Raw genomic sequence first — 13,604 nt, forward strand, 5'->3', positions numbered from 1 at the left:
GGCCTACCAGGCGGCGCGCTGCTGTGCGGCTCGCCCGATGCTGTGCCGTGAGCGACCCGGCATGCGCCGGGAGCGACGGACTTCCAGGAGGTACGCCGGCATGCGTGCAGCACCCAACCACCGCGGTAGACCCTTCAGCCCCCGACTGCGACCCCGGCTGCGGCCGACCGCCGCCCTGGTCGCGGCCGGGGCGTGTGCGATCGGTCTGATCGCCGGGCCGGCACAGGCCGACGGGCCGCGTCCCGACAGCAAGACGCCTCCCGGCACCAGCAACCGGCAGCACGACCGCGCGTTGCAGGAGGCCCTCCAGGGGCTGGTGGGGCCCCCGGACGGGCCGCCCGGGGCCATCGCCGTTCTGCAACGGGGCAAGAACGTGAAGGTCTACCGGGCCGGTGTGGCGGACCTGGATTCCGGACGGCCGCCGCGGCCCGACGACCACATGCGCGTGGCCAGCGTCGCCAAGGCGTACAGCGGGTCCGTCGCACTCCAGCTCGTGGACCGGGGGAAGCTGCGGCTCGACGACACGATCGGCAAGCGGCTGCCGGCCCTGCCGAGAGCCTGGCACAAGGTCACGCTGCGTCAGCTGCTTCAGCACACCAGCGGCCTGCCGGACTTCACGGAGGACCCCGGGCTCCAGGAGGCGGTGGCGGCAGACCCGCGCCGCGTGGTGGACTCGCGCAGGCTGCTCGACTTCGTCGCCGACGAGCCCCTGCGCTTCAAGCCCGGCTCGCGCTACCGGTACTCCAACTCCGAGAACATCGCGGTGGCCCTGATGGCGGAGGCGGTGACTGGTCGTACGTACGAGGAACTGCTGCGCCGGCTGGCCTACCGGCCGCTCGGCCTGCGCAACACCAGCCTGCCGCGCGGACACCTGCTTCCCCGGCCCTACATCCACGGCTACGCCTTCGAGCCGGAACAGCCGCCGGAGGACGTCACTACCGCCTTCAGCGCGTCGTGGTTCTGGGCCTCGGGCGGGGTGGTCGCCACCCCGAACGACATGAACGCCTTCATGCGCGCCCACGCGGGCGGCGCGCTCCTTTCGAAAGCGACCCGGAAGCAGCAGACGAAGTGGGTCAACGGCTCCTCCGTGAACCCCGGACCCGGCCGCAACAAGGCCGGGCTGGCGCTGTTCCAGTACACGACCCGCTGTGGCGTGGTCTACGGCCACACGGGCACCATCCCGGGCTACACCCAGTTCGCCGCCGCCACGCCCGACGGCAAACGCTCCGTGGCGGTCTCCGTCAACACCCAGTTGAGCCAGCAGGAAACGCCTGAGCTCCTGGCAAAGCTGCGGAAGGTCCAGGAGGACTTCGTCTGCGAGCTGTTCCGCCGCTGAGGTGTCTCCCCGGGAGCTACAGGGACTACAGGGGCTACACGGGCTACACCTAGCGCGTACGGAAGCCGGTCCGGCGGGCGGCGAAGAGCTCCGCCTGCCGGTCCGGCGGCAGGTTCCCGAGCGCCACCAGGTGCGGCGCCTGCGCGAGCGCCTGGTGGCGCGCCCCCTCCGTTGCCGCCCACACCGCGCGTACGGTGCCTTGGACAGCCTCAGTCGGATACGACGCGATCACTTCGGCCGACCGGACGGCCGCCCCCAACACGTCGTGCGGGGCCACCAGTTCCGACACGAGCCCCGTCTCGTACGCCCGACGCGCCGACACCCGTTCCGCCGTACCCATCAGCGACATGCGGGCGACCTCGCCGAACGGCATCCGCTGCGCCATGCAGATCGCCTCGTACGCGCTGACCATCCCGTACGTCGTATGCGGATCGAAGAACGTCGCATCCTCGGCGGCGACGACGAACTCGACCTCCCCCAGCAGGTAGAAGGCCCCGCCGCATGCCATGCCGCGTACCGCCGCGATCACCGGCTTCCACAGGTCGTTCGCCTTCGGCCCGATGGTGAGGAGCGGATCGTCGATCGAGTACGGCGACGGGGGCTGGGGTACGTCCACTCCCCGGTCGATGCCGGTGCAGAAGGCTTTGTCTCCGGCTCCGGTGAGTACGAGGGCCCGTACGCTGTCGTCGAAGCGGAACTCACGCCAGATGGAGGCCAGTTCGCCGGCTGTCTCCAGATCGATGGCGTTGTGTTTCTCCGGCCGGTCGAGCGTGACGACTGCGACGCCGGTCTCCTTGTCCCGCTCGACGCGGACGCGGACGTGGGCGTCGCTGCTGCTGTTACTGCTGCTGTTACTGCTCCCGCTCCCGCTCCTGCTCCCGCTCCTGCTCATGATCGCTCCAGGAGCCACCGAGGCGCCGTCACGCCGCCGGCGCCCTCGGTGAACGCGATCTGCACCCTCGCGCCGATGCGCAGCCGCGCCGGATCGACGGAGTCGAGCGCGGCGTCGGGCTTGGTGACCACATTCCCCACGAGCCGGATGTGCGGGGCGTCGGCCAGCTCGACGACGACCGCGTTGTACGGGGCCTGGGCGGCGTAGGCCGGCAGGAGTGGCGGGTGGGGCAGGACGTACGACCAGATGCGTCCCTTGCCGCTCATCAGCCGCCACTCGCTGTCGAAGGACTGACAGTGCGGACAGCAGGGCCGGGGCGGAAAGCGCAGCTCGCCGCAGCCGGGGGCGGCGCAGGCCTGGATGCGGAGCTCGCCCTGGGCGGCGTACTCCCAGAAGGGCGCGCCGTCGTCGTCGACGACGGGCGCGAGCAGGCTGTCACTCATCCCTCAACTCCTCAGCAGCAGGGCGGACGTCGGAACTCCCTCGCCCGCGGTGACCAGGCAGGTGGCGGCGTCGGGTACCTGGGCGGTGCTGGTGCCACGCAGTTGTTTGACGCCTTCGGTGATGAGGTTGAAGCCATGGACGTACGCCTCGCTGAGCCCGCCGCCGCCGGTGTTGATCGGCAGCCGCCCGCCGCTCTCCAGGGCCCCGCCTTCGGTGAACGCCGCTCCTTCTCCTCTCCCGCAGAAGCCGTAGCCCTCTAGGGACAGCGGGATGAGTGGGGTGAAGGCGTCGTAGATCTGCGCGACGTCGACGTCGTCGGGGCCGAAGTCGGCCTGCTTCCAGAGCTGGCGGGCGGCGGTCCAGGCGGGGCCGGTGAGTGGGTCGTCGTTCCAGTAGTTGACCATGCCGTGGTGCTGGGCGGGCAGGCCCTGGGCGGCGGAGTGGACGTACACGGGCTTCTGCCGGCAGTCGCGGGCACGCTCGGCCGATACGACCACGCAGGCCAGGGCCCCGTCCGTCTCCAGGCAGTTGTCGAAGAGGCACAGCGGCTCGCTGATCCAGCGGGAGCTCATGTACATGTCGCGGGTCAGGGGGCGTTCGTACATGATCGCGGCGGGATTCTGGTTGGCCCGGTTGCGGCAGGCGAGGGCGACATTGAAGAGGTGGTCGCGGGTGGCGCCGTACTCGTGCATGTACCGGCGGGCCAGCATGCCGATCTCGTCGGCGGGGCGCAGGAGGCCGGAGGGGCGGGTCCACTGGGCGGGGGTGGGCAACTGCACGGCGGTGTTCTTCCAGGGCCGCGGCCCCGACCCGCGCTTTCGCGACCGCCAGGCGACGCCGACGCTCGCCTGGCCGGTGGCGATGGCGGCGGCGAGGTGGGCGACGGTGGCGCAGGAGCCGCCGCCGCCGTAACCCACCTTGGAGAAGAAGGTGAGGTCGCCGGCTCCGATGGACTTCGCCACCTCGACTTCGTCGGTCTCCTCCATGGTGTACGAGGCGAGGCCGTCGACCTCGGACGGGGCGATGCCGGCGTCGTCGAGGGCGGCGAGTATGGCGCGGCAGGCCAAGGTCTTTTCGGAGTCGGGGAGTTGGTTGGCGAAGGCGGTCTGTCCGGTACCGACTATCGCTGTCGCATCTTTGAGCGTCGCCACGTCGGGTACCTCCGCGATGGTCGTGGCTGCTGGCTGCTGGCTGTTCGTCGCTGGCGGCTGGCGGCTGGTCGCTGGTCGCCGGCTGCCGACCACTGACTACTGACAGCGCGTCAGGCTACAGCTAATCTGACGGATAGTCAGCTAGTGCGTCGGCGTGCGGTGTGGAGGGCTTGCGATGAGCGCAGCGGACGGCGGGGACGCCGGATGGGGCAGCATCCCGGAGCTGGTGCGGAGTGCGGCCGAACGGCACGGCGAGCGGGAGGCCGTGGTCGAGGGCCGGACCCGGATCTCGTACGCCGACCTCGGCGAGCGCGTCGAGCGGGCGGCGGCGGCGTGCATGGCGCACGGGGTCGAGCCGGGCGACCGGGTCGCCGTCTGGGCGCCCAACACGCTGGACTGGATCGTGTCCGCCCTCGGCGCGGTGACGGCGGGCGCGGTCCTCGTCCCGCTGAACACCCGCTTCAAGGGCGCGGAGGCGGCGTACGTCCTGCACCGCAGCCGGGCCAAACTCCTCTTCGTCACGGGCACATTCCTGGGCACGTCGTACGTCGCGTCCCTGCGCCGTGCGACGACGGACGGCGCGGGCGACGGCCCGCTCCCCTCCCTTCCGCACCTGGAGGAGGTGGTGGTGCTGGCGGACGACGCGCCCGAAAACTTCAGCACCTGGAAGGACTTCCTGGCGCGGGGCGAGGCGGTGCTGTCGTCGGAGGTACGCGCTCGCGCGGCGACGATCGCCCCCTCCTCGCCCTCCGACATCATCTACACGTCGGGCACGACGGGTCGCCCCAAGGGCGCGCTGATCACGCATGGGCAGACGCTGCGCGGCTACGCAATCTGGTCCGAGCTGGCGGGTCTGTGCGAAGGCGACCGGTACCTGATCGTGAACCCCTTCTTCCACACCTTCGGCTACAAGGCGGGGATCATCGCCTGCCTGATGCGGGGGGCCACGATGGTCCCCCAGCCCGTCTTCAGCGTGGACACGGTCCTGGCGAACATCGCCGCCGAACGCATCTCGGTCCTCCCCGGCCCGCCGACCCTCCATCAGTCACTTCTGGACCACCCGTCCCGTGACACCCACGATCTCTCCGCCCTCCGCCTCGTCGTCACAGGGGCGGCGGTGGTGCCTCTGCAACTGGTGGAACGCCTCCGCTCGGAGCTCCACATCGCCACGGTGCTCACGGCGTACGGCCTGTCCGAGGCGTCGGGCATCGTGACGATGTGCCGGCGGGGCGACCCGCCGGAGACGATCGCGTCGACGTCGGGCCGCGCGATCCCCGGTACGGAGGTCCGCGTACTGGCGGAGCGCGGTAGTCCCGGGGAGGTCCTGGTCAGGGGCTTCAACGTCATGCGGGGCTACTTCGAGGACCCGGCGGAGACGGCTGCCGCCATCACCCCGGACGGCTGGCTGCGTACGGGCGATGTGGGCGTACTGGACGAGGCCGGCAACCTGCGCATCACCGACCGGATCAAGGACATGTTCATAGTGGGCGGCTTCAACGCCTATCCGGCGGAGATCGAGCAATTGCTGGGCCTGCACCCGGATGTGGCGGACGTGGCGGTGATCGGCGTCCCGGACGCGAGGCTGGGCGAGGTGGGCAAGGCGTACACGGTACGCCGCCCGGGCTCGACGCTGACGGCCGACGACTTGATGGCGTGGTCCCGCCGCGAAATGGCGAACTACAAAGTCCCGAGGGAGGTCGAGTTCGTCACGGATCTTCCGCGCAACGCGAGCGGCAAGGTCCTGAAGACGGAGCTGCGGGCCCGGGATCGGGATCGGTGAAGTGGTGTGGGTCACTCCATAGTCTGAGCGGGACAGGTTGGGTGAGCTGATCGCGGACCTGGAGGGGGAGTACGGCCCGGTCACCGAGGAGGAGCTGGCGGCCGCAGAGGCGGAGCGACGGGACAACGAGCGCTGGTTTGCCGAGCGCGGCCCAGCTGCTTTCGAGAACCACTCGTCGGCCGCCTGATGGTCGATTCGTATTACGTGCTGGATTGCGAGGGCCTGTCGCGGGCTGTCCTTGGTGACCGGGCGAGGTCGGCCAGGCTGAAGGACGCGCACCGGATGGGTATCACGGTGGTGACGAGCTCCATGACCTTGATCGAGGCCTATCGCAGCAAGGTCCGACGCCGAAGATACGGGGCTGCACGGTCATAAGTACGCTCTTGATGCGGCACTCGCGGTGATCGCGGGAAGGCAGCCGGGCGATGTGGTCCTCTACACCTCGGACGAGGACGACATGAGGAAACTCTGCCACCCCCGGGTGCGGGTCTGGCCGCTGTAGCGCGCCCCCGGTCGAGTGCCTGCGCGGCGTCGCGCCCTCGGCGGGGGTCGGTAACCAATGCTTGCTTCTGGGGGTTTCGGGCCGTCCCGAGCGCTCCAGGGTCGGTGGGCCGTGACGGCGCGTCAAGGGCGCTCCTGCGTCGCGTCGCTGCGCGATGTGCCTGCGGCCCACCCTTGACCCGCCGCCCCGGCCCACCGCTAACGCTTGTACGGGGACGGCCCAAAGAAAAACGCCCTGCACGCTACCTCCGGGAAGCGGCGCGGGTCGGCTCGGTGGCCGACGGCCGAGTGGGTGGGGCGCATGACGTCTATGGGGTGGCGCGCCCCCAGCCTCAGCGACTGCAGGAACGGCCACTGGCGGGACATCCCCATGCCCACGCACACGAGCACCCACGCAGGCGGACGGCCGACCGACCGAGTCGACCTGCGGATTCCTGACCTGCGCGGATAGGACGCGACAGTTGAATGGGGTGACTCAGCCGGGTGTGGCGTCCACCCCGGCCGGTGGCCGGCTGGGCAGCAAGCAGGTTGCTGATGCGAGTGGGTGGAGGGGCGCCCAGGGGCGGGTGGGCCCTGCCGACGGCCTGGCCGAATGAACGACCGGACTCGCAGGCTGGCTCGACACTCCCGGCCAAGCCAACAGTGGTTCGAAGCTTTCGGCCCGGCCGGTAGGGGCGGCGCACGTTCTCGGCCCGCCAGTGGGACAGCCGACACTCTCGGCCGGACAGATGAACAAGTTGGCGACTCTCGGTCGGCGTATAGGGCACTGTCCCGGCTCCCACACCGGCGGGATGGGACGAACCCAGCACATGACACACAGGCGCCCCCTTTTCACCCCATTTTCACCCCTTGTGGGAGGCCTCGACGTACGTCATGTGTGGGGTTCGTTGCAGCCAATGGCGCGGCGCAGGCAGGCGGCTCCCGACGGCCCACCAGTCACACCGGCCCCCACCGGCACCCGGTGGGGCGGGCTCGGCCACCTCGGGGCGTGATCACGGCGGGCCGGTGGGCGAGGGACCGACTGGGCGGTGAGCCTGATGAGACGGGCAGGGATGGTGGGACGACGTCCTGCTGATGTGTGGCTGGTCGCTGCGGCACGTCGGCCACGACTGGGGAACGGTCCCGGTTATTAACCAGGTGGATGGGACGAACCCGGCAGAAGACGAACCATGGCATCCCATTTGCCCTACTTTCGGAGCATTGGGAAGGGCTCGACATGTGTCACATGCCGGTTTCATTGCGCGCCAACAGCCCGGCTCGGACTTCGGCGTGCACCTAATCCACCAGATGCCGATGCCCGACGGCCCACCAACCCCAGCGACCACGACTGCTTCACCTACCCCAGTCGACACGCGGTGTGCCGTCGAGCACGACCCCTGCGGTCCAGTGCGCCGCCATGAGCCGGTGTCTCACCCACAGCAGTCCCGCTTTCGTCGTGGACGGGCTTCAATCGAAGCATCGGAACGCGACTAACCCACCACCTGGCGAATCCCAATCCCCCTCCAGTCCCACCCCTCTCCGCCGTATCGCTTCAAACCCTCGCCCTAGCGTTTCGGCCCATTGCCAGAAAGCCGGGCGAGACCGAACAGGACGACTGTCGGGGCAGCAGGTCCTGCTAGTGCGGCAGGAGTGGATGGGGCGGCAGCCCGCCAGCCGCCACCGCCTCGGCCCCCGCAGCATTCCGTCATCGCCGTGCGTGGTGTTGAGTCGCAGCAACGGCTTCTTCCGGGCGTCGGAACGCGACTCGCTTGCGACCATCAATGGAGCGCTTCGGCGCACAGAGATCGAACAGGTCAGTTGGTCTGGGCAGTGTGACGCAGCTTGTGTCGCAGTAGCGCCCGGTTTTCGCCCGTTTCCGGGCTTGGAATGCGACTAACCCGCCACTTGATGAATTTCAACGCCCATCCAGTCCCACCCGTCGCACGCGCAACGCCTTCGGCCACCACGGGCGTGTTTCGGCCCACGCGAGGCCCCATACGGGCCGTGCCGACCGTCGCATGGGTGGTGTGCTGGGTTCGCCCGTCCACATCAGCAACGGGCTTGCAGTGCAACCGGCCACCGGTGGGGGTGGACGCCGCACCCGCCCGCGTCGCCCCATTCAACTGTCGCGTACCACCCGCCACGACCATGAGTCCGCACGTCGGCCCGACCGGCCAGCCGGCCACCGGCGTGGGTGGTCGTGTGCGTCGGAATGGGAATGTGCCACCAGCGGCCGTTCCCGCACCCGCTGAGTCTGGGGCCGCGCCGCTTCCTCAACCTGCCGCGCCCCACCCACTCAGCCGTCGGTCGGCAGCGGCACGCCGGCCACTTGCCGGGGTTTCCCCGTGGGCTCCCCCCGGGGGCCGCCCCCCAGAAGCATTGCGGCGGAGGTCCGGCGGTCAAGGGTGTAGCGCAGCGCAATCGCCGCAGGCGACGCGACGTAGGAGCGCCCTTGAGGGGCGGGGCTCCGGCGCCACACTTACGTGTGGCGGCCCCCATCGCAGAAGCGACCAACGCCCCGGGGCGCCCGAAGCCGGCCCCGCCACCCCCGCCACCCCCGCCGCCCCCGCGCGGCTTGGTCGCGAGGGGGCGGCCCCCGGACATGCGGCGGCCGCGGTGGCTCCCCTCCGCGCCACCGCGGCCGTTCCCCGTCAGGAAGGTCTTGTTACGCCGGCTCGCTCGTGGCGTGGTTGTCCTCAGGGGTAGCAATGACGTCACCCGTGCCCGTGGCGTGGTTGTCCATGGTTGTGATGGCGTCGTTGTCCGTGCCCGTGGCGTGGTTGTCCTGCGGCTTCAGTACGGGCTCTGTCTTCTTCGTCTCGCTCATGATGTCTGCTCCCCTGTGAGGCTTGCTGTGCTCGATGGGTCGGAGATGCCCGCCCGGCTGTTCCCCCGTGGACTGCCGGGCGGGCAAGTCAGGGCCGTTCACCTTAGTGCGCGGCCTTCCCCGTTGATCCGTCTGCCCCCGATGCGGCGGATCGACAGGTACGAGCATGGCCTCCGGCGATAAACGTTCAATGAACGCCCTGTACGGGGCGTTACGCCCTCGCTACGGGTGCCAGAAGTGACCGTACGTCGGCCACTTCCGGCGAACCCAATTCCTCGTAGATGGCCACGGCTTCGCGCCAGCAGACCTGAGCCCGGCCGATCTGACCGATTCCATGGAGAGCACGGCCCAGGACGGTGAGTACGTTGCCGCGGCGCCACTCCCCGCCGATGCCCCGCAGGATGGCGAGTGCCTGCTCCGCCCGGGCGGCGGCCGCTGCCGGTCGCTGCGCTGCGAGATCGACCTCGGCGATCCGGAACAGCGTCATGCCCTCCCACAGGCGCTGACGGCTGTCGCGGAATACATCCAGGGCCTCCAGAAGCCTGTCCGTGGCATCGGCGAACTGTCCGGACCGAGTGAGCGCCAGACCCAGGGCGTACCGGCCGTTCGCGCCCCGCAGGGAGTGCCCCATGGAGTCGTAGATGTCGATGCCCTGCTGGGCGAGGTCGACAGCGCTGACTGTCTGTCCCATCGCAAGGTGGATGCGGGACAGGTTGCACAGCGCACTGGCCTCGCCGGGACGGTTCTTGCCCAGGCGGAAGTTGGCGATCGCCTGGTTCAGGTACCCCTCGCCGTCGGCGTGCCGGTTCTGGTAAATCGCGATGATTCCCCTGTCGTTGGGGGCCCAGCAGCTGGGCAGCGGGTCTCCGGCGTCCTCGGCGAGGAGCATCGCGCGTTGTGCGTCCTGATCAGCCTGGTCGAAGCGGCCGGCGACCAGGTGGACATTGGTCAGCGTGGTGAGCGCCCGGCCTTCGGCACGCACGTCGCCGCACTCCAGGGCCCTCTCACGCACGGCCGTGGCCGCCGCCTCGTACTGCTTGGCGTTGGCTCCCGACTCCGCCAGATCCTTGGCCGCCCACAGCAGGTCCACGGCCCGGCGGAGCATGGCCGGCGCAGAGGACTGCTGTACGCACGCCAGCAGGGAGTTGGCCTCGGAATACAGCCAGTCCTGCGCGGCGTGACGGTCGGGGAACGTGAGGCCTCGAAAATCGGTCGGCTCCAGGTGGTCGGCCAGCCGATCCCCCGGCCGCTCCAGCGCGTACACCGCCGCCGCCGTGGCCAGGTAGAAGTCCAGGAGGCGGGAGAGTGCCCGTTCGCGCTCCACCGGGGGCTGTTCGTCGCGTTCCGCGCACGCTCGGGCGTAGAGGCGGACCAGGTCGTGGTAGCGGTAGCGGCCTGGCGCCGCTGATTCCAGGAGGGACGTGTCGACCAGGGACTCCAGGAGGTCTTCCGTGGTCTGGAGGGGCTCGTCCAGTACGGCCGCCGCCGCGGCCAGCGAGATGTCCGGGCCGTCCGCCAGGCCCAGGAGGCGGAAGGCGCGGGCCTGCTGCGGTTCCAGCTGGCCGTAGCCGAGCTCGAAGGTCGCCTTTACGGCCAGGTCGCCGGCCTGGAGTTCGTCCAGGCGGCGGCGTTCGTCCGCCAGCTTCGCCGCCAGGACCGAGACCGTCCACGTGCGGCGGGCAGCCAGGCGGGAGGCCGCGATGCGGATGGCCAGGGGGAGGAAGCCGCACGCGCCTACGACGTCGAGCGCCGCCTCGCGTTCGGAGGCGACTCGCTCGGCTCCTACTATTTTTGTGAAGAGCTGGAGCGCCTCCTCGGGGGACATGACGTCGAGGTCGACCAGGTGCGCTCCGGCCAGGTCCACCATCCGCGCCCGGCTCGTCACCAGCGCCGCGCAGCCGGTGGTTCCGGGGAGCAGGGGGCGGATCTGGGATGCGTCGCGGGCGTTGTCGAGCAGGACCAGGATGCGGCGGCCGTCGAGGGTCGAGCGGTAGAGGGCCGCGCGCTCGTCCAGGGTGTCGGGGATGGACGTGTCGGGGGTGCCGAGGGCTCGCAGGAACGCGCCCAGGACCGTTTCTGGCTCGGCTGCCCGCGAGCCGGCGCCTTGCAGGTCTACGTACAGCTGGCCGTCCGGGAAGTGCGAGCGGGCCGCGTGCGCCACGTGCACCGCGAGGGTTGTCTTCCCTACGCCGCCGATCCCGGCCAGCGCCGACACCGCCATGACGCTCGTCTCGGCCGTGGCCAGGCGGTCGCCCAGTTCGCGTACGAAGGATGACCGGCCGGTGAAGTCCGGGACGGTGGCTGGGAGCTGTGCGGGGCGTACGACCGTGGGGGCCGCCGACGGCGCCGGTTCCACCGGGCGGGCCAGGTCCGCGTCCGCCTCCAGGATGCGCTGCTGGAGCTGCGAGAGTTCGGGGCGCGGGTCCACGCCCAGCTCGTCGGCGAGCAGGCGGCGCGTATCGGCGTATACGGCGAGGGCTTCCGCCTGACGGCCGCTGCGGTAGAGCGCGAGCATGAGCAGTTCGCGCAGGCGTTCGCGGAGGGGGTGGGCCGCCGTCAGCGCCGTCAGTTCCGAAATCGCCTCCGCGTGGCAGCCGACCTCCAGGTCCAGGTCGAGGCGGGTCTCGGTGAGCTGGAGCCGCCACTCCTCCAGCCGGGCCCGCTGGTTCTCGGCGTACGGTCCCGGGACCGACGCCAGCGGTTCGCCGTCCCACAGGCCGAGCGCCTTGTTGATCAGCGTACGGGCCTGGCAGCGGTCGCCGGAGGCGCGCGACTTCTCGGCGTCGGCGGCCAGTTCCTGTGCGACGGCCAGGTCGAGGGTGTCGGAGCCCGGCCGTATCGCGTACCCGCCGGACTCGCTGACCAGCACCCCCGGGTCCAGCGCCTTGCGCAGCCTGGAGGCGTACGTCCGTACCGCCGCCAGGGCCTGTGACGGCGGCTCCTCGCCCCAGATCGCGTCGATCAGCTCGGACGCGGTCGCGGTGCGGCCGTCGCGGAGCAGGAGGGCGGCCAGCAGGGCGCGTTGCTGCGGTGAGCCGGTGTTGAGGGATTCGCCGCCGCGCCAGGCACGGACGGGACCGAGCACGCTGAAGCGCACGGCCTCGGTGATTTCTTGCTGTTGCTGGTGTTGCTGGTGTTGCTGGTGTTGTCGCTGGTGTTTCTTCTGGTGCTGGTTCTTGTGCTGAGTGCCCTCGTCGGGGCGCGGGCCGGAAGCCGGAGTCCGCTGCTCCGGGACCCGTGGTACGCCGTCCATCGCACTCCCCCTGCCTCTGCTGCCGCCTGCGGTCTGCCCTTACCGCCCAGTCGCAACAGTCAGTTTGCCTTGTCCATGGCGAATGCGTCAGCACGGGAAGGCGCCTACCCATTACCTACCCACGCCCGTATAGCTGACGGATCGTCAGATCGGTGCTACCTTGGATCGTATGGAGACCTTCCCGGAGATCATCTCGGTGGACGACCACACGGTTGAGCCCCCCAACGTCTGGCGGGACCGGCTCCCGTCCAAGTACAAGGATTCCGGTCCGCGCATCGTCCGTGCCCCGCTGAAGGAAATGACCTTCCTCGGCGGGAAGTTCGCCCCCGTGATGGGCGCCAAGGGCGATGACGGGCCGGTCGGCGACTGGTGGGTGTACGAGGACCTGCACCGCCCGCTGACCAGGCTCGACACGGCGGTCGGGTACGACAGGGACGAGATCAGGCTCGAAGTCATCACGTACGAGCAGATGCGGCCGGGGTCCTTCTCCGTCCGCGACCGCCTCGCCGACATGGACGTCAATCACGTCCAGTCGGCCCTCTGCTTCCCCACCTTCCCGCGCTTCTGCGGCCAGACGTTCACCGAGGCCAAGGACCGCGAGCTGGGACTGCTCGGCGTCCGGGCGTACAACGACTGGATGGTGGAGGAGTGGTGCGGTCCGGAGGCCCGCGGCCGGCTCATACCGCTCACGCTCATCCCTCTCTGGGACGCCGAACTCGCCGCCGCCGAAGTCCGCAGGAACGCGGCGCGCGGCGTCCGTGCGGTCGCGTTCTCCGAAATACCCCCGCACCTGGGCCTGCCGTCCATCCACACCGACGAGTGGGACCCCTTCCTGCGCGCGTGTGACGAGACCGGAACGGTCATCGCGATGCACATCGGATCGTCGAGCCGGATGCCGTCGACCTCGGCCGACGCCCCGCCGGCGGTCGGCTCGACGATCACCTTCGCCAACTGCTGTTTCTCGATGGTCGACTGGCTGATGAGCGGCAAGTTCGAGCGCTTCCCGAACCTGAAGATCATGTACGCCGAGGGGCAGATCGGGTGGATTCCGTACATCCTGGAGCGCGCTGATGTCGTCTGGGAGGAGAACCGCGGCTGGGGCGGCGTGGCCGACAAGGTGCTGCGGCCACCCTCCGAGCTCTTCACGCAGCACGTGTACGGCTGCTTCTTCGACGACGCCTTCGGCCTGAAGAACCTCGACGCGATCGGCGTGGGCAATGTCCTGTACGAGACGGACTACCCGCACTCCGACTCCACCTGGCCCAAGTCCAGGGAGGTCGGCGAGCAGCAGATGGGCCACCTGGACGCGGACGTGGTGGACCGGATCGTACGGAGGAACGCGATCGAGCTGCTCGGACTCACCGACGAAGGACTGTGGCCGGGGCAGTGATGTGATCGGGTGTGGCCTCCGTACGCTCCTCACCTCTGGACGGGACTGCGG

9 protein-coding genes are annotated in these 13,604 nt (G+C 69.9%); 4 read left to right on the plus strand and 5 right to left on the minus strand.

Going from position 1 to position 13,604, the window contains the following annotated elements; all coding sequences use genetic code 11:
* Window positions 1-100 precede the first annotated feature (100 nt).
* A complete protein-coding gene (locus ABZX79_RS10445; RefSeq protein ID WP_355254225.1) occupies window positions 101-1,336 on the plus strand; it encodes a serine hydrolase domain-containing protein in 1,236 nt (411 codons plus the stop codon).
* A gap of 49 nt (window positions 1,337-1,385) precedes the next feature.
* Here the strand turns inward: ABZX79_RS10445 and ABZX79_RS10450 are convergent, their stop codons facing one another.
* From ABZX79_RS10450 to ABZX79_RS10460, 3 genes are read right to left on the minus strand one after another with little or no spacing between them, the layout of a single operon-like run.
* Entirely contained in the window at window positions 1,386-2,228 is an 843-nt protein-coding gene (locus ABZX79_RS10450) for an enoyl-CoA hydratase/isomerase family protein (protein WP_355254227.1), read from the minus strand.
* Complete coding sequence (locus ABZX79_RS10455; protein WP_355254229.1) at window positions 2,225-2,671, minus strand: OB-fold domain-containing protein; 447 nt, start codon at window positions 2,669-2,671, stop codon at window positions 2,225-2,227. Before ABZX79_RS10455 ends, ABZX79_RS10450 begins: the two co-directional genes overlap by 4 nt.
* Before the next feature lie 3 nt (window positions 2,672-2,674).
* On the minus strand, window positions 2,675-3,823 hold the full coding sequence (locus ABZX79_RS10460) for a lipid-transfer protein (protein WP_355254231.1): 1,149 nt from the start codon (window positions 3,821-3,823) through the stop codon (window positions 2,675-2,677).
* 175 nt (window positions 3,824-3,998) lie between these two features.
* On the opposite strand from ABZX79_RS10460, the gene ABZX79_RS10465 reads away from it, so the two are divergent.
* Window positions 3,999-5,603, plus strand: a complete 1,605-nt coding sequence (locus tag ABZX79_RS10465) for a FadD3 family acyl-CoA ligase (RefSeq protein ID WP_355254233.1) — start codon at window positions 3,999-4,001, stop codon at window positions 5,601-5,603.
* 37 nt (window positions 5,604-5,640) lie between these two features.
* Entirely contained in the window at window positions 5,641-5,790 is a 150-nt protein-coding gene (locus ABZX79_RS10470; RefSeq protein WP_355254235.1) for a hypothetical protein, read from the plus strand.
* A gap of 2,958 nt (window positions 5,791-8,748) precedes the next feature.
* On the opposite strand, the gene ABZX79_RS10475 is transcribed toward ABZX79_RS10470, so the two are convergent.
* On the minus strand, window positions 8,749-8,910 hold the full coding sequence (locus ABZX79_RS10475; protein WP_355254237.1) for a hypothetical protein: 162 nt from the start codon (window positions 8,908-8,910) through the stop codon (window positions 8,749-8,751).
* 211 nt (window positions 8,911-9,121) lie between these two features.
* A complete protein-coding gene (locus ABZX79_RS10480) occupies window positions 9,122-12,163 on the minus strand; it encodes a BTAD domain-containing putative transcriptional regulator (protein WP_355254239.1) in 3,042 nt (1,013 codons plus the stop codon).
* Between the two features lie 169 nt (window positions 12,164-12,332).
* Here ABZX79_RS10480 and ABZX79_RS10485 point away from each other — a divergent pair, with 169 nt between their 5' ends.
* The gene (locus ABZX79_RS10485) at window positions 12,333-13,553 is read left to right on the plus strand and encodes an amidohydrolase family protein (RefSeq protein WP_355254241.1); all 1,221 of its coding nucleotides are present in this window, start codon (window positions 12,333-12,335) and stop codon (window positions 13,551-13,553) included.
* Window positions 13,554-13,604: the final 51 nt, after the last annotated feature.

Origin of the sequence: Streptomyces sp. NPDC002994 (genome assembly GCF_040611155.1) — a bacterium.
In the GTDB taxonomy this organism is placed as follows: Bacteria; Actinomycetota; Actinomycetes; order Streptomycetales; family Streptomycetaceae; genus Streptomyces.

Bases quoted from the DNA above. Each gene is read 5' to 3' on its own strand.
- ABZX79_RS10485 (WP_355254241.1), top strand. From the start codon at position 12,333: ATGGAGACCTTCCCGGAGATCATCTCGGTGGACGACCACACGGTTGAG.
- ABZX79_RS10445 (WP_355254225.1), top strand. From the start codon at position 101: ATGCGTGCAGCACCCAACCACCGCGGTAGACCCTTCAGCCCCCGACTG.
- ABZX79_RS10480 (WP_355254239.1), bottom strand. From the start codon at position 12,163: ATGGACGGCGTACCACGGGTCCCGGAGCAGCGGACTCCGGCTTCCGGC.
- ABZX79_RS10475 (WP_355254237.1), bottom strand. From the start codon at position 8,910: ATGAGCGAGACGAAGAAGACAGAGCCCGTACTGAAGCCGCAGGACAAC.
- ABZX79_RS10455 (WP_355254229.1), bottom strand. From the start codon at position 2,671: ATGAGTGACAGCCTGCTCGCGCCCGTCGTCGACGACGACGGCGCGCCC.
- ABZX79_RS10450 (WP_355254227.1), bottom strand. From the start codon at position 2,228: ATGAGCAGGAGCGGGAGCAGGAGCGGGAGCGGGAGCAGTAACAGCAGC.
- ABZX79_RS10465 (WP_355254233.1), top strand. From the start codon at position 3,999: ATGAGCGCAGCGGACGGCGGGGACGCCGGATGGGGCAGCATCCCGGAG.